This is a genomic window from Exiguobacterium sp. s168, from assembly GCF_018619035.1.
In the GTDB taxonomy this organism is placed as follows: domain Bacteria; phylum Bacillota; class Bacilli; order Exiguobacteriales; family Exiguobacteriaceae; genus Exiguobacterium_A; species Exiguobacterium_A acetylicum.
Map to the genome: position 1 here is coordinate 68,703 of NZ_JACSNE010000004.1, position 22,876 is coordinate 91,578.

Consider the following 22,876-nt stretch of genomic DNA (forward strand, 5'->3'; position numbering starts at 1 on the left):
CGAATTTCACATTTTGTCAACGGTAAAGCGATTTCAAGTACAATATGGGTGGAGGCGGTAAAATATGAAAAAAACGAAACAAAATCCGGAAGAACGCTTAGCAGCGGCCCAGCAAAAAAAGAAAAAACGCTCCTTCTGGCGTCTAATGATCATGACGATCGTTTTGTTCGCCGGAGCAGTTGTCATCATGCAATTCGTCGATCAAGCGACACGTGATAAAAACGGTCGTGTCATGGCAGGCGATGATGCCCCTGGTTTCGCACTCGTTGATCTATATGGTGAGAAACAGCACTCGATGGACGAGTATAAAGGAAAAGGACTTTTACTCAATTTCTGGGGAACATTCTGTGAACCATGTAAGAAAGAGATGCCATTGATCAATGACAACTATCAGATGATGCAAGACCAGGGCGTCAATTTCGTAGCGGTCAATGTCGGTGAAACACCAGTTCGTGTCTCAAGCTTCATCAAGGATATTGGCGGAACGGACTATCCGATTCTCATGGATACGAACAGTTCGGTCGAGAAGGCTTACGGGATCTACAACTTACCTGTGACGTTCATCATCAATAAAAAGGGTGAAGTCGTCGAGAAGTATGAAGGTGAGATTGATCAAGCGAAGCTCGAAGAGATGGTGAAGAAGGCGAACGAGTAACGCATCGAAGGGGGATTTAAGGATGCAGGAGCAAGAAGATTTCAAACAACTGGACATGCGTTACGAAGAAGCGGAGCTTCGATCGAAACGTAAAAATCCATCTTGGATCGATCGGGCATGGACGTTCTTTTCGTCCGTCAAGGTCGGGTTATGGTTGATTGCCTTGATCATCATCGCGAGCGGGGTCGGAACGATTTTCCCGCAGGAGATGTATATTCCACAGGCAACACCACCAGAAGAGTTTTATCAAAAGGAATACGGCACGGCAGGTGACATCTACTATACGTTAGGATTCCATAATCTGTTTGAATCATGGTGGTATATCGGATTGATCACGCTTTTATTACTCTCGATCATCATCGTATCGATTGACCGATTCTTCCCGCTCTACCGAGCACTGAAGAAACAACCGGTCATCCAGTCGGACCGTTTCATGAACGGTCAGCGATTTGGCGCGGAAGCGACTGGCGATGTCAAAAAAATCGATGCGATCGCACCGTTGCTTGAGAAAAAAGGCTATAAAATCCGTCGACAAGACGGGGCACTTTTAGCTGAAAAGCAACGTTTCGGACGATGGGGTCCATACATCAATCACATCGGACTCGTCTTATTCTTCGGTGGCGCGATGCTTCGAGTCGTACCAGGCATGCACGAAGATGAATTGCTTTGGCTCCGTGAAGGAGAGACGTTGCCGATCGAGGCGACGGATAACCAGTACTACTTGAAAAATGAAGCGTTCAACATCGAATTCTATGATCCTGAGAAGGTCGATGCGAAGTTCAAGAAATCACTTGAAGCAGCAGGCGGAAACGTACCGAAAAACTATGATACGAAGATGACGCTGTACAAGAAAGTCGGCGAAACATCCGATTTCAAACCGGAGCTTGAAGAAATCAAGTCAGGTGAGACGGCAGTCAACCGCCCATTCGAATTCGACGATTATCAAGTCTTCCAGGAACAGTACGCGGCAGATCCGGAATTCAAGACGATGTCGTTTAATATCGTTAACCAGAAAACGGACAAAGTCGTCGATACGATCAAGGTCGACTTGCGTGATCCGAAAGAAACATATGCCTTAAAAGATGGATATGAAGTCGAACTGAAGGACTTCCTTCCGGACTTCGTCGTCAAAGATGGTCAGCCAACGACGAACTCGGGACGTCCAGTCAATCCAGCCTTCGTCTTCAGCATCAAGTCACCGGAACATCCGAAAGGTGAACGGAGTTTGATTGGGATCAAACTTAATGTCGGTGGAGATGAGAATCAGTACAAGATGGCATTCGCCGGTACGGAACTCTCGAACATCTCGGGTGTCCGGATTAAAAAAGATTTGACGCTACCGTTCCTGTTTGCAGGTGGTATCATCTTCATGGCAGGCCTATTGATCGGGATGTACTGGCCGCACCGTCGTCTCTGGCTCAAAGAGAAGAACGGTCGAATCCAGATTGCTGGATTTACGAACAAAAATGCATTGGGGCTCCAAAAGGAAGCCAATCTCGCGTTGACGGAAGTCGGTCTGCCAGAACTTGAGGATCGACAAAAGTTGCGGGAAGAGGGGGAAGCTAAATGAATTTGCTTCAGTTGAGCAGTAACCTGCTCCTTACATCATTCATCGTCTACCTCGTCAGTACAGGATTCTTCGCTGTAGCGACGAGTGGTAAAAAAGGACCGACGCGTTCTGGTAAAATCGCCTTTACGCTTGCGATCATCGGTTTCCTCGCGCAGCTCGGATATTTCTTCACGCGCTGGGCTGGAGCTGGGCACGTTCCAGTTTCGAATTTATATGAATACACGACATTCTTCGGCATGATGATGGTGCTTGGTTTCTTGATCGTTTATGCCATCTACAAAAACAATGTCCTCGGTTTGGTTGCGATGCCAGTTGCATTGCTCGTTATCGCTTATGCGTCGATGTTCCCGGATGAAGTCCAACCGTTGATCCCAGCACTACAAAGTGTTTGGCTCAAAATCCACGTCACGACGGCAGCGCTCGGCGAAGGGATTCTTGCCGTCAGCTTCGCGACCGGATTATTGTATCTGATTCACGCGACGGATTTCAGCAAGGAATCGAAAACACGGACGTGGCTCGAAGTCGTCATGTTCTCACTCGCATGTGTCGTCGGTTACATCTTAGTTGGGCTGTTGTTCAAAGCGACAGGTTCTGCGTCGACGATCGAATACGTGGCGAAAAACGGTGCAACGATGACGCATGACTATGCGATGCCAGTCTTGACAGGTCCTGAAGGCGGGAAAGTCTTATCGGGTTCAGGTGCCGTCATTGAATTACCGAATTTCTTGAATGCGAACAAAGTCAACACGGTCTTATGGTCGATCATCGGCGGCGTCGTCTTATACGTCTTGCTTCGCTTCGTCATTCTTCGCAAGCGTCTTGCTGAGAGCTTGAAGCCGATCGCGCGTAAGATCGATCTTGAGACAGCAGATGAGATCAGCTATCGTTCTGTTGCGATTGGTCTTCCAATCTTCATCCTTGGCGGTCTGATCTTCGCGATGATCTGGGCGCAAATGGCATGGAGCCGTTACTGGGGCTGGGATCCGAAAGAGGTATGGGCACTCATTACGATGCTCTTCTACGTCTTTTATCTCCATATGCGCATCCAGCGTGGTTGGATTGGTAAAAAATCAGCTTGGCTATGTGTTGGCGGATTTGCTGTCATCATGTTCAACCTCGTCTTCGTTAACCTTGTCGTAGCAGGATTACACTCTTACGCATAAGGAAAAAACAAGCAGCGGATCCGGAAACGGTCCGCTGCTTTTTCGTATCCGTCCGATCGAAGTGTGCCTTTTCGGAGAAATCAGCCAGAGCAAGCCATTCTTTTCGTTTCATAGTATACTAAAAGAGTAGTAGGATAGAGGAGTAGAGTTTAGTTCATAGGAGGAGACAGCATGTCAGAAGAAGCACGTATTTTAGTCGTCGACGATGAAGAACGGATTCGTCGCCTGTTGAAGATGTATCTGGAGCGGGAAAATTTCACGATCGAGGAAGCAGACAATGGAGAAACGGCGCTTGAAATGGCGCTTGAGACAGAATACGATGTCATTCTCCTCGACTTGATGATGCCAAAGATGGACGGGATGCAAGTCTGTGAAGAACTGCGGAAAACGAAAGCGACGCCAATCGTCATGTTGACGGCAAAAGGCGAAGAGACGAACCGCGTCCATGGGTTTGAGATGGGGGCAGATGATTATATCGTCAAACCATTCAGCCCACGCGAAGTTGTCTTGCGTGTCAAAGCGATCCTTCGTCGGGCAAGTGCGACGAAATTCCTCCACACGGATGCGAAAACAAAAGATGTCATCGTCTTCCCACACTTGACGATCGACAATGATGCCCACCGCGTGACGGTTGAATCACAAGAAGTCAATTTAACACCAAAAGAATACGAACTCCTGTATTTCTTAGCAAAACAAACGGATAAGGTATTCTCGCGGGAACAACTACTCAAGGAAGTCTGGAACTATGAATTCTTCGGGGATCTGCGGACGGTCGATACACACGTCAAACGTCTGCGTGAAAAGCTGAATCGTTTGTCTCCGAACGCCGCTCAAATGATCACGACGGTCTGGGGTGTCGGATACAAGTTCGAGAATAGTCCGACCTGACGATGAAATGGTTGCAAAGCGTTGTCATCAAACTATGGGGAACGATTCTGTTACTCGTTTCGGTCGTCTTGATCGCCTTGACGATCTTGTTACTTGAATTTTTCAACTCGTTCCATATCGAACAGGAGCGGGGACACCTCGCGAAACTCGGTCAACAAGTCGAGACCGTCTTTCAGGCGCACGCCGGCATCGAGGAAGGGTCGAGTACTGCTGTTGAAATCACGGATATTTACGGCGCGACACTGATCGCAAAGACGCAGGACGATTCCGTCGAAGCGAACATCTCACAAGCGAAGGCGAACCGGATCATCAAGGAACTCGAACGTCAGAACTGGAAAGCAATTGACGGTGAAGAAGGCGAGACGGCGATCGGCAACTATGAGACCTTCGATGGAAAGGCGGCACTCGCGTATCGGGCACCGCTCATTACGGACAGTGGCAACGGAACAATCTACTTGATCGAGCAGTTGACGAACATCGAACAGGCGAATGAGGGAGCACGTCAGATCATCCAACTCTGTGTCCTGTTAGCGATCATTGGAACGACCGTCTTTGCTTTCTTCCTCTCGACACGAATCACAGCACCACTGCGGACGATTCGTCAAGCTGTCGTTGAGGCCGGTGAAGGAAAGTTTGATCAGAGCCTGACGCAACGTTCGCGTGATGAGATCGGTGACTTAGCGCTTGCGTTCAATGAAATGAGTAGTCAACTCAATCAATATGTCACGGATCTCGATAAGGAACGGCACTTGCTTTCCTCGATTCTGCGCTGTATGGCAGATGGCGTGCTGACGTTCTCGAAATCAGGCGAACTCCTCGCGACGAATCCACCGGCAGAGGCATTCCTCGCAGGTTCTCCGGTACCAGACGAACTGATCGAACTGTTCCAGACGGTCATGCAGGAAGAGACGGAGATGACCGTGTCCTTCGAACGAGAGGGACGTTTCTACATCATCATCGTCAGTCCGTTACTCGAACAAGAAGAACAGATTGGAGCGGTCGCCGTCCTGCGTGATATGACGGAAGCGCAACAACTCGAAAAGATGCGCGCCGACTTCGTCGCGAACGTCAGTCATGAACTGCGGACGCCACTCGTCATGCTGCAAGGATATTCGGAAGCAATCGTCGACGGGATGACCGAAAGTGATGAGGCGACGAAAGAATTCGCCTCAATCATTTATGATGAATCGCAACGTCTGTCCCGTCTTGTCAATGATCTACTCGATCTCGCACGGATGGAAGCGGGGTATCAGGAATTACGGATCGAAGCCGTCGAAGCCGTTTCCTTCGCACAACGAGTTATCAAGAAGTTCAAACAGATGGGTCGCGATAAGCAGGTCACGTTCTCAGTTTCCGGTCCGAACATCATATTTGATGCCGATCCGGATCAGATGGAACAAGTGTTGACGAATCTCCTCGGTAACGCCTTGCGCTACACGGAGAACGGCGAAATCAAGATTAAGATTGATGAAGATAGGGAAAACATTACATTATCCGTCATTGATTCGGGTGACGGAATCCCAGAAGAAGATCTACCGTTCGTCTTTGACCGCTTTTATAAAGCCGATAAAGCGCGGACACGTGGCAAGACAGGTACAGGAATCGGTCTTGCAATCGTGGCGAATGTCGTCCGAGCTCATGGTGGTGAAGTCGAAGTCGACAGCCGCTTGGGTGAGGGAGCGACCTTCCGGATCCGATTACCGAAAAAACAAGGGAAGCGAACATTATGAGTCGCTTCCTTTCGCTATAGGAGTGAATGAAAAATGAAAATTTACACGAAGTCTGGTGACGAAGGAGAAACATCCCTCGTTGGTGGGAGAGTCAAAAAAAATGATCGTTTGATTAGCTTGATGGGAGAACTCGACGAATTGAATAGTTTCGTTGGACTTGCCCGGACGAAAGCATCATCAATCGAGGTGCGGGAACAACTGACAGTGATCCAGCACGCCTTATTCGATTGTGGTAGTGACTTGATGTATGTCGAACCGCGCCCGTCACGCTTGAGTCAAGAAGCGACGGTTGATTTAGAAAGTTGGATCGACACGTTAACGGAGTTATCACCGCCACTCGATAAATTCATCTTGCCCGGTGGAACGGAAGCAGCTGCAACATTACACGTGGCACGGACGGTCTGTCGTCGTGTTGAACGTTCGATGATCGATATCCCTCAAGCCGCTCATTTGTTACCGTTCATCAACCGACTCAGTGACTTCTTCTTTACAGCAGCCCGTTACGAGAATGCCGTCAAACAAAAAGCAGATATTGAATATGTCCGCAGTGCGCATGTATTCAAACGAAAGGATGGAGAGCAATGAGTCAGTCATTTAGCACATGGAAAAAGGAAGGAACGAGCTTTCATCTCGTTCCGACTGATAAATTCAAGACGACGACGATTCTCGTTACATTTTCAGCACCGTTAGAAGCGAAGACGCTGACAAGCCGTGCAATCCTACCGTACATCATGGAAAAATCGACAGCCGCTTATCCGTCGATGAAAGCATTACGTGAACCGCTTGAAACATTATATGATGCGGGACTTTATGCGGACGCGTCGAAGTTCGGAGAAGAGCACGTCATCTCGTTCCAACTCGATGTCGTCCGGGGAGAACTCGTTCATCATCCGTCGTTGTTAAAAGAAGCACTTGAATTGCTCGAACAAATGGTGCTGTATCCAGATTTGACGGAAGGTGGTTTCCGTGAACAGTTCGTCAAACAAGAAAAACGACTGCATGCCTTACGGATTAGTTCGCTATATGACGATAAAATGCGCTACGCCCAGCAACGTCTTCTTGAATTAATGGCACCAGGTGAAGCCGTCGCGTTGCCATCCCTCGGAACACTCGAAGAACTCGAACAGATCACCCCGTCATCCTTGCGTGATACATACCGTTCGATGATCGAAGACGATCGGATTGATGTCTTCGTCGTCGGACATGTGACGAAGGAGGAGATGGAAGATGCGTTGTCCTTCTTGCCATCGCATTCTGAAAAGATCAGCCATTACATTCCGGCCCAAAAACCAGTCAATGGCGTGAAACGGTCGAGTGAAACGCAACCGATCAAACAAGGCAAATTGCATCTCGGTTACCGGGTAGCGGTCGATCCGACATCTGCTGACTCGATTCGGATGCAAATCGTCAATGGTCTATTCGGTGGCTTCCCCCATTCAAAACTGTTCATGAATGTCCGTGAAAAAGAGAGCCTCGCGTATTATGCGGCCTCACGTTACGCGGCACTGAACAGTGCACTCTATGTTTATGCAGGGGTCGACACAAAAGAAGCAGAACGTGCCGAGAAGATCATCTTGGAACAACTCGTTGATTTGAAAGCAGGACAGTTCACGGATGAAGAATTGACACAGACGAAGGCGATGCTGATCAATGCGCGTCGTCAAATCCTTGATCAGCCGGGTCAATTGATCGGCTGGTTAAATGGTTCGAAGATGCGTGGACTGACACTTGAAGATGAGATTCAGATCATTGAGACGGCGACACGTGAAGACGTCGTTCGATTAGCAGCGGCAATCGATCTTGATGCCGTATATCTATTGCGAGGTGAAGCATGATGGAACAACTGACCTATCACGATACAGACGAAACGGTATACCACGAGCAGCTTGATAACGGGCTCTCCGTCTACCTATTGCAAAAAAAAGGATATGAAAAGACGTATGCGACGTTTACGACACGTTATGGTTCGATTGATCAACGATTCAAAAAAGGGGAGGAATGGATCACGGTACCGGACGGCATCGCCCACTTCCTCGAGCATAAGATGTTCGAATCCGAAAAAGGCGATGTCTTCCAAGAATTTGGTCGTCTCGGTGCCTCAGCGAACGCCTTTACCTCGTTCTCGCGGACGGCATATTTGTTCTCAGCGACGTCATTAATCGAACAAAATCTCGAGACGTTGATTGATTTCGTACAAGATCCTTACTTCACGCCGGAAAGCGTTGAAAAAGAGAAGGGGATCATCACTCAGGAAATCCAGATGTATCAAGATAATCCGGGATGGCGCCTGTTCTTCGGTCTGATTGAATCGATGTATGCGACGCATCCAGTCCGGATCGATATCGCGGGAACTCCGGAATCGATCAATCAAATCACAGCCGACGACCTGTATACTTGCTACCGTACGTTCTATCATCCATCGAACATGGTGTTATTCGTCGTCGGAAACATTGATCCGGAAGAGACACTGGCATTGATCAAGGCGAATCAGGCGAAGAAAGACTATACGGATCGTCCGGCGATCGAGCGGGATTATGGTCAAGAACCGCATGGCGTACATCGTCCACGTTTTGAACTCGAGCTCGACGTCAAGACACCTAAGGTATTGATCGGTTATAAGGACGAATCGCTTCGTGGCGAGTCACAAGTTCGTCGTGAATTAACGAGTGAACTGCTGTTACACCTCTTGTTCGATCAAACATCATCGACGTATTTGGAACTGTATGAAGACGGTCTGATTGACGATACGTTCAGCTTTGATTACTCGAGTGAGGAAGAGTTCGCCTTTGCGACGTTTGGAATGGAGACAGAAGATCCAGATAAGTTCATCCAAGCGTATGAGACACTCCTGCAAACACGTCCTGACTTTACGGAAGATGAAGTCACGCGCAAGCGGAACATGATGCAAGGGAAGTTCCTCCGTGCCTTGAATTCACCAGAATTCATCGCGAACCAGTTCTCGCGTCACGCACTTGCCGGTACGAATTTATTCACACTCCCGACGATGATTGCGTCGATTACGAAAGAAGAGATTGAAGCTCGTTTCGATGAGTTGTTCTCTATTGAAAATCGAGCAATTTCCATCGTTAAGCCTTACACGTGATGCGGATCCTCATCACCGGTGCGAGTGGTGCCATTGGTCTTGCGGCAGCGAAACAACTAGCTGCCGCCGGACATGAATTGGTGCTTCAGACGTATCGACAGCAAGCGGTTTTAGAACGGATGATAGAGGAGTGGCCTGGGGAACATCAAATCTTAGTTGCGAACTTAGCGGATGAAAGTGACTTGCAGGCATTTTGTGCGGCATTACCTGTCGTTGATGCCTTCGTCCATTGTGCCGGAACGAGTTATAGCGGTTTGTTGCTCGATCAATCGGCAACATCGATGCAGGAGCTTTGGAAGATTCATGTCGATGCCTTGATGCGGATTAGCCAAACTGTGACGCGGACAAAACCGTTTACGTCAAAACTTGCGATCGTCGTCATCAGTAGTGTGTTAGGGGAGCAAGGTGTCGCAGGTGAAGTTGCCTATTCAACCTGTAAGGCGGCACAACTTGGATTCGTCAAAGCCTACAGTAAGGAGCTTGGACCGATGCACGGACGTATCAATGCGATCACACCGGGGTGGATCGATACACCGATGAACGCGATTTTCTCGGAAGATGAAAAGGAACAAGCGATCGCTGAAATCCCTACTGGTCGATTCGGGAAAGTAGAAGAAGTGGCTTCTGCCATCCGTTACTTAGTGCAACCTGAATCAAGTTATGTGTCCGGAGCCATCCTGAAAATAGATGGCGCATGGATGTAGGTGATGGAATTTCAGTTCAGGAATGCTTTTCATTTTTCAAAAAATCATTTAACATGAGGAATGGATAATCGTATTGATAGAGGAGGATGGGCGCGTGAGTGAGTTCGAGCAATGGTATCTCGAATATGAATTAAAGGTCAACCGTCCCGGTATACTCGGGGACATTGCTTCGTTGATGGGAATGTTACATATTTCGATCGTGACGATCAATGGTGTCGATCATCAACGACGTGGTATGTTGCTCCAAACGAAACAACCGGATCAAATTCCACGACTCGCCGCTATTCTCAAGACGATGTCAACCATAGAGGTCATCAAACTACGAAAACCAAAACTACGTGACCGAATCGCGATTCGTCACGGGCGCTATATCGATCAAAGCAGTGATGAACGAAAGACGTTCCGCTTCGTGCGGGAAGACTTAGGGATTCTCGTCGATTTCATGGCAGAGCTATGTAAACAGGAGGGTCACTTGCTGATTGGTGTCCGCGGCATGCCACGAGTCGGCAAGACAGAGTCGATCGTCGCAGCGAGTGTCAGTGCGAATAAGAAATGGTTGTTCCTATCGTCGACGTTGATTAAACAGACGGTTCGAACATCGTTGTTTGACGACGAGCGGACGGGTGATTATGTCTACATCATCGATGCGTTAGTGTCACAACGAAATTTCGATGAACGACACTGGCAAATCCTGCGTGAAGTCATGCGTCTACCGGCGACGAAGATCGTCGAACATCCGGATGCGTTCGTCAAATCAAGTGAGTATACGTGGGATGATTTTGATTACATCATTGAATTACGCAACACGACTGAAGAAATCATTGTGACTGAACTGCCTCGTTCCCATGGTGGAAATGATTGGTTCAACTTTGAATAAGTATGAAAAATGGAAGGTGTGTTACCGATGACCGAGCTCGGAACCTACTTAAAGGAACAACGGGAGGCACTTGGTGTCTCTCTCGAACAAATTCAAACGACGACGAAGATTCAAAAGCGTTATATCGTCGCGATTGAAGAAGGCAATTACGATCAATTACCGGGTGCATTCTATGCCCGTGCCTTCATCAAGACATATGCTGAAGCACTCGGTCTTGACGTTGATGAAGTCTTTACGACCTACAAGCGTGATCTTCCAGAACCGGAAGCACAGCCGGTCGTCGAACTGTCACGGCGCGCGACGTATTCGAAATCCAGTGCTCCGAAGAAGAGCGTTGCGAAACGTTGGATTCCGAACATCATCATCATCGTATTGATCTTTGCAATCGGTGCTGCCTTGTATTATGGTCTGCAGACGTTCCTCGACGGTAACGAAGAGGCGAAGACGTCCGCGCCGAAACAAAATGATGTGACGATCGATCAAGGAGACGCACCGAGCAAGGAAACGGATGCGCCTGCGAAGACCGAAGAAGAGCCGAAGGAAGAACCGGCGAAACAAGAAGAAACAAAAGAAGAACCTAAAAAAGAGGCACTTGCTGCGAAGTCGACATCTGGTCAAGATGTCACATATGAAGTCGCAACGAAAGATACGATGAGTGTCTCGATTCAAATCAAGAAAGATGCCTCTCCGTCGCCATTCGTTGGTGTACGTGATACATCACTTGAAGGAGAAGCACTCGCGCCAGACCACATCAACGCATCGGATCCAAATCCGATCGTCGTGAAGGACGCGAAGACGGACTTGATCCGCATCCGGATCGGTTCGATTAAAGGGATTGATAAAATCGTCGTCAATGACCAAGAACTGAAACTGAACCGTTCGCTTCTCGTCCAAAACATCTATCTAAAGAAAGTAGCCACGCCGTAATTCGGCGTGCCTTCTTTTAGATGGCATGTCATTTACATACGAAATGAAGGAGGAGGGCGTTACATGAACTTACCGAATCAATTGACAGTATTACGCGTTTTATTAATTCCCGTGTTCGTCATCGTACTTGCGATTGATCCGAACTGGGGACAGTGGGATGTGCTGGGAGCTGAACTTCCCGTCTCACACTTCGTTGCAGCTATCATCTTCCTTGTTGCTTCACTGACGGACTGGCTCGATGGGTATATCGCCCGCAAACAAAAACTAGTGACGAACTTTGGAAAATTCATGGATCCACTTGCCGATAAGATGTTAGTTGCAGCTGCTCTTGTCTACTTGGTGGAACTTGGATTCGTCGCAGCATGGATCGTCGTCATCATTCTCTGTCGAGAGTTCGCAGTCACAGGTCTTCGTCTCGTCGCATCTGACGAAGGGATCGTACTTGCTGCTGGAAACTCTGGCAAAGCCAAGACATGGGTTCAGCTGACATCAATTACGGCATACTTGCTGCACGATATCATCTTTGCGATGTGGAATATTCCGTTCGCAGATATTACGATGTGGCTTGCTTTGATTTTGACGATCTACTCAGGTGTCGAATATTTCGCTAAAAACATTAAGTTAATTACGAAATCCATGTAAGATGGATCAATTTAGACTGTTCGTCATACCGAACAGTCTTTTCTTATACTTCAAGAAGGTGAGGAATCAACATGAAAGCAGAAATCATCGCAGTCGGAAGCGAACTCCTCCTTGGGGAAATCGCGAACACGAATGCACAGTACCTTTCCGAATGGTTAGCGAGTGCCGGAATTGACGTTCATTATCATACGGTAGTCGGTGACAATCATGAGCGGATGCAAGAGACATTCCGTCAGGCACAACAGCGGGCAGACGTCCTTGTCATCACAGGAGGTCTTGGACCGACGGAAGACGATTTGACGAAAGAAGTGCTCGCTGATTTCCTCGGACGTGATCTCGTTCTCGATCAAGCGGCGTACGAGCGAATCGAAGGGTTCTTAAAGACACGTCAACGGGAAATGACGATCAACGAACGAAAACAAGCTCTCGTCATCGAAGGAGCGACGGTTTTACGTAATGATGCAGGACTTGCTCCCGGTATGTCGGTTCAGACGGAACACCACCAATATATCGTCTTACCTGGTGTGCCACGCGAGATGAAGCAAATCCTCAAAGATCACTTCAGTCATCTGTTCGGTCAAGAAACGATCCGTTCTCGGACGTTACGATTCTTCGGAATCGGGGAATCAGCTTTAAATGACCGTCTGGAAACGTTGATTAAGGAGGCGAAGAATCCATCGGTCGCACCGTATGCGGAGCTCGCTGAAGTCCGGTTACGCCTGACGGCTAAAGCACTCGATCAACAGGAAGCTGATCGTATGCTCGATGAACTCGAACAACACGTCCTTGCTGAAGTCGGCATGTACTTTTATGGATATGGGGAGACGAGTCTGCCGGAAGTCGTCCTAAAACGGTATCAAGAAGCAGGATTGACACTTTCGCTCGCCGAATCACTGACGGGAGGAGCCGTCGCAAGTGGTCTCGTTGATGTCAGCGGTGCGAGTCAAGTATTGCGTGGGAGCGCCGTCGTCTATGATGACGCAGCGAAGCAAGCCGTACTGTCGGTACCAGAAGAGCTTTTAAAAGAACATACGGCAGTCAGTAAAGAGGTGGCGATCGCGATGGCAGAAGGAGCACGAAGCCTTTATCAATCGGACATCGCTGTTGCCTTGACGGGGGAAGCAGGTCCGGCGAGCAACAGCGGAAAAACGGTCGGAACGGTCTATTGTGCTATTGCGGACGCACATGGAACACGGATTGTCGAATGGCAATATCCATCGTTTGATCGAGGCATGATTCGCCTGCGCGCCGTAAAGGATACCTATTTCCTTCTACTGAAACATCTCGAAAAAGCACCAGAGTGAGAAAAATGGTCAAAGTGCAAGTATGCGAATAAATGTTCGTAAAATGCTTGTCATTCGGTCTCAAAAGAAGTACAATAATCTCAGTAAGATAATTAAAAGGAGGCCTGCTACGTGAGTGATCGTAAAGCAGCACTTGAGATGGCGTTACGCCAGATAGAGAAACAGTTCGGTAAAGGTTCTATCATGAAACTTGGAGAAAATGCGGATCAGAAGGTATCAGTAATCTCTTCTGGATCGATTACATTAGATATTGCCCTAGGTGCAGGTGGATACCCACGTGGACGGGTCATCGAAGTATACGGACCTGAATCGTCAGGTAAAACGACGGTAGCGCTTCATGCAATCGCAGAAGTTCAAAAACAAGGTGGACAAGCCGCATTCATCGATGCGGAGCATGCGCTTGATCCAGCATATGCAAATAAACTCGGTGTCAACATCGATGAGCTCCTCTTGTCACAACCGGACACTGGGGAACAAGCACTTGAAATCGCGGAAGCACTCGTTCGTTCTGGTGCGGTCGATATTCTTGTCGTCGACTCTGTTGCGGCACTCGTACCAAAAGCAGAGATCGAAGGCGAGATGGGTGACTCACACGTTGGTCTTCAAGCACGTTTGATGAGCCAAGCGCTTCGTAAATTGTCTGGTGCAACGAATAAATCGAAGACGATCGTCATCTTCATCAACCAAATCCGTGAAAAAATCGGTGTCATGTTCGGTAACCCGGAAACGACTCCAGGTGGTCGTGCACTTAAATTCTACTCGTCTGTTCGTTTAGAAGTACGTCGTGCGGAAGCGTTGAAAAACGGTACGGACGTCGTCGGTAACAAAACGAAGATCAAGGTCGTCAAAAACAAGATCGCACCTCCGTTCAAACAAGCGGAAGTCGATATCATGTATGGTCTCGGGATTTCGAAAGTCGGTGAGTTGATCGACATCGGAACGGATCTTGATATCGTTCAAAAGAGTGGTGCATGGTACTCGTACAACTCTGAACGTCTCGGTCAAGGGCGTGAGAACGCGAAACAATACATGGTCGAGCATCCGGAAGTCGCAGCAGAGGTCGAACGTTTGATTCGTGAACACCACGGTCTCGTTGATCGCGAAGAGCCGGTTGATTTCGAAGCAGAACAACCAGAAGATCTATTTGCTGAATAAACCGTTTCAGAGAGGATTCGCATGCGAATCCTCTCTTTTTTAGTGTAAAAGAGGAAAACAGTGGAATTCTTTCCCGTCCGTTCGTTGACAATGAACGAGTGCTATCCTTACAATATAGATGTACGTTTTTTAGACAGCTTCGATGAAATACCGAAATGAACTAAGAAACACCTTGCAAAGGGGAGGTGAACCCATGAGTACACTGACTTGGATTGTCATACTTCTCCTCACTTTGCTGATCGCATTCATCGTAGGCTACTTCTTGCGGAAATCGATTGCAGAAGCGAAGATTCAAGGCGCAGAAACGGAAGCGAATAAAATCGTCGAACGTGCGCGCGAATCGGCTGAGGCAACGAAAAAAGAAGCAGTACTCGAAGCGAAAGATGAAGCATTCAAACTTCGTAACGAAGTGGAAAAAGAATTGCGTGAACGTCGCCAAGAGCTAGCGAAACAAGAAGCCCGGTTGCTCCAGAAAGAAGAGACACTCGATCGCCGTGTTGATGCCATCGACCGTAAGGAAGATCAAATCAATACACGTGATGCAGAGATCGCGAAACGGAAGCATCAAGCTGAAGAACTAGAGCGCAAAGTAGAGGACCTGTATGAACAGGGACGTCAAGAGCTTGTCCGCGTCGCGAATTTATCGCAAGACGAGGCAAGAACGATCATCATGGATGAGACGAAACAGGCTGCTTTACATGACGCAGCCATTCTTCAAAAAGAAATCGAACAAAAAGCAAAAGAAGAAGCCGACAAGAAAGCACGTAACATCTTGTCACTTGCGATTCAACGGTTCGCCGCTGAACATATCGCAGAGACGACTGTATCGGTCGTCAACTTGCCGAATGATGAGATGAAAGGTCGGATCATCGGACGGGAAGGCCGCAACATCCGTACGCTCGAGACCTTGACTGGAATCGACTTGATCATCGATGATACGCCGGAAGCCGTCATTTTGTCTGGTTTTGACCCAATTCGTCGCGAAGTCGCTAAAATGGCGCTCGAGAAATTGGTTCAGGATGGTCGGATTCACCCGGCCCGTATTGAAGAGATGGTCGACAAATCCCGTCGTGAAGTCGACGAACGAATTCGAGAAATCGGGGAAGAAGCGACGTATGATGTCGGAATCCACGGCATTCATCCGGACCTTGTCAAAATTCTCGGTCGCTTGAAGTACCGTACGAGTTACGGACAGAACGTCCTGTATCACTCGCTTGAGGTTGCCCATCTTGCAGGTATGATGGCAGCAGAACTTGGAGAAGATGTCACGCTTGCGAAGCGTGCGGGTCTTCTGCATGATATCGGGAAAGCGATCGACCACGAAGTCGAAGGCAGTCACGTTGAGATCGGTGTCGAGCTCGGTACGAAGTACAAAGAGCATCCAACCGTCATCAACGCGATCGCATCCCACCACGGGGATACGGAAGCGACATCTGTCATTTCCGTCTTGGTCGCAGCCGCAGATGCATTATCTGCTGCTCGTCCGGGTGCACGTCAAGAGACACTCGAAAGTTATATTCGCCGTCTCGAACGCCTCGAGGAAATCTCGGAATCGTTCGACGGTGTCGAAAAATCATTTGCGATCCAAGCGGGTCGTGAAGTTCGTATCATCGTTCGACCTGACGTCGTCGATGATGTACTGGCTCACAAGATGGCGAGTGACATCCGGAAAAAAATCGAAGAAGAACTCGATTATCCGGGACACATCAAAGTCACGGTCATTCGGGAAACACGAGCAGTCGAATACGCGAAATAAGTGGAGTGGCGGGCGACCGCCACTTTTTTTAATGAACGGAGGAACAGCAATGAAGATTTTATTCATCGGAGATGTCGTCGGTGCACCTGGTCGACATATCCTACAACAATTCACAGCACGCTTGAAAGCGAAGTACAACCCGAACGTCATGCTCGTCAACGGCGAAAACGCAGCACACGGACGCGGCATCACGAAGTCAATCTATCATCAATTCCTAGAACTCGGATTCCACGGAATCACGATGGGGAATCACACGTTTGATAACCGCGACATCTTTGACTGGATCGACGACGCGGATCGAATCGTCCGTCCGGCGAACTATCCGGAAGGCACACCAGGTCGTGGGATGATGATCGTCAAGGCAGGTAATAAAAAGATTGCCGTCATCAACGTCCAAGGAACGGTCTTCTTACCACCACTCGGTGACCCGTTCCGTACCGTCGATGCACTGATCGCGGAAGTCGAAGGAAAAGTCGATGCCATCTTCGTTGATGTCCACGCGGAAGCAACAAGTGAGAAAATCGCGATGGGCTATCACCTCGACGGTCGAGTTCAAGCTGTCGTCGGCACACATACGCACGTCCAGACAGCAGATGAGCGTGTCCTTGACGGAGGAACGGCTTACATCACGGATGTCGGGATGACAGGTCCACTAAACGGTGTGCTTGGGATGCGTCAGGAAGATGTCCTACGAAAATTCAAGACACAGCTTCCAACACGGTTTGAAGTTGCCGAAGGACGGGAACAACTTAATGGAGTCTTGATTCATATCGATGACACAACAAAAAAAGCAACGAAGATTGAACGGATTCATCTGACGGATCAGTCAGTATTCTTCGACTGATTGCCATTTCTGGATGGGGAGGTACACGCATGGACGTCCTGAAAGTATCAGCTAAGTCGAATCCAAACGCGGTAGCAGGTGCACTCGCGGGTGTCATTCGAGAGAGAGGTTCCGTCGAGATTCAGGCCATTGGTGCGGGAGCGCTCAATCAGTCTGTCAAAGCCGTCGCCATCGCACGTGGATTCGTGGCTCCTTCTGGCATCGACTTGATTTGTATCCCAGCCTTCACAGACATTTTGATTGATGGAGAAGAGAGAACCGCCATCAAACTCATCATTGAACCACGATGACGAATTGGACATAGGTCCTATTTGCAAGTAGACCATTTACTCGACTGGAGTAGATGGTCTTTTTGCTGCGCCTGCGAAATTTTCTCACCTTTCCACCGAGGGAGCATTGTACTACTTCCGGTAAATCGGTATCATGGGGGAGGATAGAGAGAACTATCATTTCAGGGGACAGAGAAGGAGCGAACGTCGATGTATAATCAGTTATCATGGAAAGTTGGCGGTCAGCAGGGAGAAGGGATCGAATCAACAGGCGAAATCTTTGCAATTGCCTTGAATCGACTCGGCTATTACCTGTACGGATACCGTCACTTTTCGTCACGTATCAAGGGAGGGCACACGAACAATAAGATTCGTGTCGCGACACAGGAAGTCCGGACGATTTCCGATGATCTCGATATTTTGGTCGCGTTCGATCAAGAGACGATCGATGTTAACTTCCATGAATTGCGTCAAGGTGCCATCATCATCGCGGATGCGAAATTCAATCCGACGAATCCAGACGAAGCACGAGCTTCCTTGTATGCGATTCCATTTACGGAGATTGCAGCAGATCTCGGTACGGCCTTGATGAAGAACATGGTCGCGATCGGTGCATCGAGTGCGATTCTCGGGATTGCACCGGAGCGTTTCCAAGCCGTCGTCGAGCAGATCTTCGGACGAAAAGGACCAGACATGGTCGAGAAAAACTTAGCAGCGATCCGTGAAGGTGCAGCAGCATTTGAAGCACTCGCAGGAGATGGTGAGCGATTCGTCTTGGAACCGGCAGACGGAAAACAACGGATGTTCATGATCGGAAACGATGCGATTGCCCTTGGTGCGATTGCTGGTGGAGCACGTCTGATGGCAGCTTACCCGATCACACCATCATCTGAAATCATGGAATACTTAATTAAGAAACTGCCGCAGTTCGGCGGAACGGTCGTCCAGACGGAAGACGAATTGGCGGCAGTCACGATGGCGATCGGGGCGAACTACGCAGGTGTCCGTGCTTTGACGGCGTCAGCTGGTCCAGGATTGTCATTAATGGCGGAAGCGATCGGGTTATCCGGGATGACGGAAACACCGCTCGTGATCGTCGATACACAACGGGGTGGTCCGTCAACCGGTCTACCGACGAAACAGGAACAGTCGGACTTGATGGCGATGATCTACAGTACGCATGGTGAGATCCCAAAGGTCGTTTTGGCACCGTCAACGGTCGAGGAAGCGTTCTACGATGCAGCAGAGGCATTCAATATTGCAGAGGAATACCAGTGTCCGGTCATTCTATTGACGGATTTGATGCTGTCGCTCGGAAAACAATCGGTCGAGCCACCAGATATGTCACGCGTTGAGATCCGTCGCGGAAAGTTGATTCAAGAAGACTTACCAGAACTTGAAGGAAAAGCGTACTTCAAACGCTACGAAGTGACGGAAGATGGGATCAGCCCACGCGTCATTCCAGGCGTCAAGCACGGAATTCATCACGTAACGGGTGTTGAGCACAATGAGGAAGGGCGTCCGTCGGAAGCGACGAAGAACCGGGTCGATCAGATGACGAAGCGACTCCGTAAGCTGAACACGTTCCGCTTACAGGATGCCGTTCTCGTAACAGAGCATCATGCAGAACCGGATATCTTATTCGTCGGTTTCAACTCGACGCGTGGAACAATCGAAGAGATCATGCCACGACTCGAAGCACAAGGAATCAAGGTCGATCACTTGCATATCCGTCAAGTCCATCCGTTCCCAAGTGAACTCGTCACGCCGCACTTAGAGCGGGCAAAACGAGTCATCGTCGTCGAGTACAACGCAACGGGACAACTGGCGAAACTGATCCAGATGAACTGTGGACATGCATCGAAGATCGAGCATATCCTGAAATTCAATGGCGACCCGTTCTATCCGGCAGAGGTCGTCGAGCAGGTCGTAGGAGGGGTATATCATGGCAACCTTTAAAGATTTTAGAAATGATGTCAAACCAAACTGGTGTCCAGGATGTGGAGACTTCTCGATTCAAGCAGCGATTCAGCGTGCTGTCGCGAACGTCGGTCTCGAACCAGAAGAGTTGGCATTGATTTCCGGGATTGGCTGTTCTGGTCGAATTTCTGGTTATATCAATACGTATGGTTTCCACGGCGTTCATGGACGGTCCTTGCCGATCGCCCAAGGTGTAAAGATGGCGAACCGCGAATTGACGGTCATCGCGTCTGGTGGCGACGGTGATGGATTTGCAATCGGCATGGGACATACGATTCATGCGTTCAAGCGCAATGTCGACATGACGTATATCGTCATGGACAATCAGATTTACGGCTTGACGAAAGGGCAGACGTCACCCACTTCTGCACCTGGATTCAAGACGAAATCGACTCCAAAAGGGTCGATCGAAAAGAGTGTTTCACCCGTTGAACTCGCCTTGACGGCTGGCGCGACGTTTGTTGCCCAAAGTTTCTCGAATGATTTGAAGGGCTTGACGCAATTGATTGAACAGGCGACGGCACATAAAGGGTTTGCTTTCATCAACGTCTTCAGTCCATGCGTCACGTTCAACAAGGTCAATACGTACGATTGGTTCAAACAAAACTTGACGAAGCTGTCTGATATCGAAGGATACGATCCGTCGAACTTGGATCTTGCGAAACAAACCGTTCATGCTCACGACGGACTCGTTATGGGATTGATCTATCAGGATGAAACACGTCCTGATTACCAGTCACAAATCGATGGGTATCAAGAATCGGGTCTTGCGTATGCGGATCTTGAGCTAAACGAAGAAACATTCGGTAAACTGGCAGCAGAATTCATGTAAGATAGAGGAAAGATGTGTTTGGTTTTTTGGGGATGCTAAACATTTGGAAGTTCGCCACATATAAAAAAACGTGAGCTTCCACGAAGGAGTCGGGGAAAGATGACGAAATTAGTAACGACGGTAGAAGAGACGACAACGACGAAAACGATGCGGGCACTCGTCAAAGAAGAACGCGGGTTCGGTGCGGCACTGAAAGAAGTACCGGTACCCGTACCGAGTCGTGGAGAAGTCTTGATTCGAGTCGAGGCAACATCGATCTGTGGGACGGACGTGCATATCTATGAGTGGGACGCGTGGGCAGCTTCGCGTGTCAATCCACCGTATGTCTTCGGTCATGAGTTCTCGGGCGAAGTTGTTGAGCTCGGAGAAGGCACGAAACGCTTGAAACTCGGTGACCGTGTCTCGGCGGAGACGCATATCGTCTGTCATCAATGTAAACAGTGTCTACGTGGTCAATACCATATCTGTAAGAACACGAAGATCATCGGTGTCGATACACAAGGTTGTTTTGCGGAATACGTCGTCATGCCGGAAGAAAACCTCTGGGTCAACCCGGAAGACATGCCAGCAGGGATTGCCTCGATCCAAGAGCCGATGGGAAATGCCGTCCATACCGTTCTTGCGAGTGATGTCAGTGCGAAAACGGTCGCAATCGTCGGTTGTGGTCCAATTGGTCTGATGGCGGTCTCGGTCGCTAAAGCAGCCGGTGCGGCGGAAGTCGTTGCGATCGACGTCAATCCGTATCGTCTCGAACTCGCGCGGACGATGGGGGCGGATGTCGTCATCGATTCACGTCATGACGATGTCTTAGAGCGAATTGAACGTATGACGGACGGCGACGGGATTGATGTCGTCTGTGAGATGAGTGGTCATCCTGTTGCGATTCGTCAAGCGTTCGAGATGGTGACAGCAGGTGGAGACGTCAATATCCTTAGTCTGCCGGTCAAACCGGTCGAAATCGATTTGACGAACCACGTCGTCTTCAAAGGCGTCCGGGTTCAAGGCATCACCGGTCGGAAGATGTATGAGACATGGAGTCAAGTTTCTGCTTTCTTGTCGAGCGGAAAAGTTGATGTCCGCCCGTTGATCACACACACATTGCCGCTTGAGCGGTTCGAAGAAGGATTTGAATTGATGCGTCAAGGGAAATGCGGAAAAGTCGTATTACAACCAAGGGGGACGAATTAATGGGATTTGAACACTTACGGACAGAACTAGAAGAGATGAAACAGGCGGGCACGTTCCGCAACCTCGTAGCACTCGAAAGCGCACAACATAACCGCGTGACGATCGACGGTAAGGAATTGATTCAACTGTCGTCGAACAACTACCTCGGACTCGCGGCGCATCCACGTCTCGCTGAACAAGCAGCGGAAGCAGCGCGCACGTTCGGTGCCGGAACGGGATCAGTTCGGACGATTGCTGGAACACTCGAGATGCACCAAGCATTCGAACGGGAACTCGCGACATTCAAGCATACGGAAGCGGCACTCGTCTTCCAGTCTGGATTCGCCACGAATCTTGGTGTCTTATCGGCACTGCTCGGTCCGGAAGACGTCGTCATCTCGGATGAGTTGAACCACGCTTCGATCATCGATGGAATTCGTCTAACGAAAGCGAAACGCCGGATCTATAAACACGTCGACTTGGCGGATCTTGAAGCAGCATTACAAGAAACACAGGACGCGCGGACGCGCCTCGTCGTCACGGACGGTGTTTTCTCGATGGACGGAAACATCGCGCCACTCCCTGAGATCGTTGAATTAGCAGAACGCTATGACGCGCTCGTCATGGTCGATGATGCCCATGCATCAGGTGTGCTTGGGAAAGCGGGACGCGGTACAGTCAATCACTTCGGTCTTGACGGACGTGTTGCCCTGCAAGTCGGTACGCTCTCAAAAGCCATCGGCGTCCTTGGCGGATACGTCGCATGTGAACAGCACGTCAAAGATTACCTGATTCATAAAGGACGTCCGTTCTTGTTCTCGACATCACATCCACCAGCAGTCGTCGAAGCGAACCGGGAAGCGCTCCGCGTCATGGAAGAAGAAACGGAACTCTTTGATCGTCTGTGGGAAAACACGGAATTCTTTAAAAAAGGACTCCGTGATCTCGGATTTGATATCGGCACGTCGACGACGCCAATCACACCGGTCATCGTCGGAGATGAAGCACGTTGCCACGAATTGTCGGACCGCTTGCGTCAAGAAGGCGTCTTCGCTCAAGGCATCGCCTTCCCGACAGTCGCAAAAGGAAAAGCACGTGTTCGGACGATCGTGACGGCTGAACATACACGCGAAGACTTGACGACGGCTCTCGCAGCGTTCGAAAAAGTCGGTCGTGAATTAAACTTGATCGGTTAATGCTGATCACGGACGAAATGCGTCCGCATACTCTCAGGCAGTGGGTCGTCGACCCGCTGCCTGATGTGCGTCACGGGCGGAAGAATGAGAAGTCAACCGTTTTTACTTTTGCAA

General features: G+C 49.2%; 21 protein-coding genes. All 21 read left to right on the forward strand.

Translation table 11 applies throughout. The features are described from left to right. The first annotated feature begins 64 nt into the window (after positions 1–64). The 21 genes from resA to KNQ15_RS04260 all read left to right on the forward strand — a co-directional run bounded on the left by resA (position 65) and on the right by KNQ15_RS04260 (position 22,762). Positions 65–655, forward strand: coding sequence for a thiol-disulfide oxidoreductase ResA (gene resA, locus KNQ15_RS04160; RefSeq protein ID WP_023467689.1), 591 nt, complete (start codon positions 65–67; stop codon positions 653–655). A 22-nt stretch (positions 656–677) separates the two neighbouring features. Then, positions 678–2,225, forward strand: a complete 1,548-nt coding sequence (gene resB / locus KNQ15_RS04165; protein WP_029341188.1) for a cytochrome c biogenesis protein ResB — start codon at positions 678–680, stop codon at positions 2,223–2,225. Beyond that, positions 2,222–3,388 carry a c-type cytochrome biogenesis protein CcsB gene (gene ccsB / locus KNQ15_RS04170; protein WP_029341189.1) on the forward strand — a complete coding sequence of 389 codons (1,167 nt, stop codon included), beginning with the start codon at positions 2,222–2,224 and terminating at the stop codon, positions 3,386–3,388. Before resB ends, ccsB begins: the two co-directional genes overlap by 4 nt. 171 nt (positions 3,389–3,559) lie before the next feature. Further along, positions 3,560–4,276, forward strand: a complete 717-nt coding sequence (locus KNQ15_RS04175) for a response regulator transcription factor (protein ID WP_023467692.1) — start codon at positions 3,560–3,562, stop codon at positions 4,274–4,276. A gap of 2 nt (positions 4,277–4,278) precedes the next feature. Beyond that, the gene (locus KNQ15_RS04180) at positions 4,279–6,006 is read left to right on the forward strand and encodes an ATP-binding protein (protein WP_214727923.1); all 1,728 of its coding nucleotides are present in this window, start codon (positions 4,279–4,281) and stop codon (positions 6,004–6,006) included. Positions 6,007–6,039: 33 nt separating this feature from the next. Beyond that, complete coding sequence (locus KNQ15_RS04185; RefSeq protein ID WP_214727925.1) at positions 6,040–6,591, forward strand: cob(I)yrinic acid a,c-diamide adenosyltransferase; 552 nt, start codon at positions 6,040–6,042, stop codon at positions 6,589–6,591. Next, positions 6,588–7,841: an EF-P 5-aminopentanol modification-associated protein YfmF gene (gene yfmF, locus KNQ15_RS04190; RefSeq protein ID WP_214727927.1), complete on the forward strand. Its 1,254-nt coding sequence runs from the start codon at positions 6,588–6,590 to the stop codon at positions 7,839–7,841. The genes KNQ15_RS04185 and yfmF overlap by 4 nt, the downstream gene beginning before the upstream one ends. After that, the gene (gene yfmH, locus KNQ15_RS04195; RefSeq protein ID WP_214728024.1) at positions 7,841–9,109 is read left to right on the forward strand and encodes an EF-P 5-aminopentanol modification-associated protein YfmH; all 1,269 of its coding nucleotides are present in this window, start codon (positions 7,841–7,843) and stop codon (positions 9,107–9,109) included. The genes yfmF and yfmH overlap by 1 nt, the downstream gene beginning before the upstream one ends. Then, a complete protein-coding gene (gene ymfI / locus KNQ15_RS04200) occupies positions 9,109–9,813 on the forward strand; it encodes an elongation factor P 5-aminopentanone reductase (RefSeq protein ID WP_214728026.1) in 705 nt (234 codons plus the stop codon). Before yfmH ends, ymfI begins: the two co-directional genes overlap by 1 nt. Before the next feature lie 94 nt (positions 9,814–9,907). Continuing rightward, positions 9,908–10,690 (forward strand): DUF3388 domain-containing protein, encoded by a 783-nt coding sequence (locus KNQ15_RS04205; RefSeq protein WP_214727929.1) that lies wholly within the window; start codon positions 9,908–9,910, stop codon positions 10,688–10,690. A gap of 27 nt (positions 10,691–10,717) precedes the next feature. Continuing rightward, a complete protein-coding gene (locus tag KNQ15_RS04210) occupies positions 10,718–11,617 on the forward strand; it encodes a helix-turn-helix domain-containing protein (protein ID WP_050678534.1) in 900 nt (299 codons plus the stop codon). Positions 11,618–11,680: 63 nt separating this feature from the next. Next, the gene (gene pgsA, locus KNQ15_RS04215; RefSeq protein ID WP_029341196.1) at positions 11,681–12,259 is read left to right on the forward strand and encodes a CDP-diacylglycerol--glycerol-3-phosphate 3-phosphatidyltransferase; all 579 of its coding nucleotides are present in this window, start codon (positions 11,681–11,683) and stop codon (positions 12,257–12,259) included. Between the two features lie 71 nt (positions 12,260–12,330). Beyond that, positions 12,331–13,563 (forward strand): competence/damage-inducible protein A, encoded by a 1,233-nt coding sequence (locus KNQ15_RS04220; protein WP_214727931.1) that lies wholly within the window; start codon positions 12,331–12,333, stop codon positions 13,561–13,563. A 111-nt stretch (positions 13,564–13,674) separates the two neighbouring features. Then, positions 13,675–14,718, forward strand: coding sequence for a recombinase RecA (gene recA / locus KNQ15_RS04225; RefSeq protein WP_023467702.1), 1,044 nt, complete (start codon positions 13,675–13,677; stop codon positions 14,716–14,718). 193 nt (positions 14,719–14,911) lie between these two features. Continuing rightward, positions 14,912–16,474 carry a ribonuclease Y gene (gene rny, locus KNQ15_RS04230; RefSeq protein WP_023467703.1) on the forward strand — a complete coding sequence of 521 codons (1,563 nt, stop codon included), beginning with the start codon at positions 14,912–14,914 and terminating at the stop codon, positions 16,472–16,474. Between the two features lie 49 nt (positions 16,475–16,523). Continuing rightward, a complete protein-coding gene (locus KNQ15_RS04235; RefSeq protein WP_023467704.1) occupies positions 16,524–17,318 on the forward strand; it encodes a TIGR00282 family metallophosphoesterase in 795 nt (264 codons plus the stop codon). Positions 17,319–17,347: 29 nt separating this feature from the next. Further along, a complete protein-coding gene (locus tag KNQ15_RS04240) occupies positions 17,348–17,608 on the forward strand; it encodes a stage V sporulation protein S (protein WP_023467705.1) in 261 nt (86 codons plus the stop codon). A gap of 189 nt (positions 17,609–17,797) precedes the next feature. Then, positions 17,798–19,546 (forward strand): 2-oxoacid:acceptor oxidoreductase subunit alpha, encoded by a 1,749-nt coding sequence (locus KNQ15_RS04245; protein WP_214727933.1) that lies wholly within the window; start codon positions 17,798–17,800, stop codon positions 19,544–19,546. After that, positions 19,533–20,399, forward strand: a complete 867-nt coding sequence (locus KNQ15_RS04250; RefSeq protein ID WP_023467707.1) for a 2-oxoacid:ferredoxin oxidoreductase subunit beta — start codon at positions 19,533–19,535, stop codon at positions 20,397–20,399. Before KNQ15_RS04245 ends, KNQ15_RS04250 begins: the two co-directional genes overlap by 14 nt. 99 nt (positions 20,400–20,498) lie before the next feature. Beyond that, positions 20,499–21,587 carry an L-threonine 3-dehydrogenase gene (gene tdh, locus KNQ15_RS04255; RefSeq protein ID WP_023467708.1) on the forward strand — a complete coding sequence of 363 codons (1,089 nt, stop codon included), beginning with the start codon at positions 20,499–20,501 and terminating at the stop codon, positions 21,585–21,587. Further along, positions 21,587–22,762: a glycine C-acetyltransferase gene (locus KNQ15_RS04260; protein WP_214727935.1), complete on the forward strand. Its 1,176-nt coding sequence runs from the start codon at positions 21,587–21,589 to the stop codon at positions 22,760–22,762. Before tdh ends, KNQ15_RS04260 begins: the two co-directional genes overlap by 1 nt. The last annotated feature ends 114 nt before the right edge of the window (positions 22,763–22,876 follow it).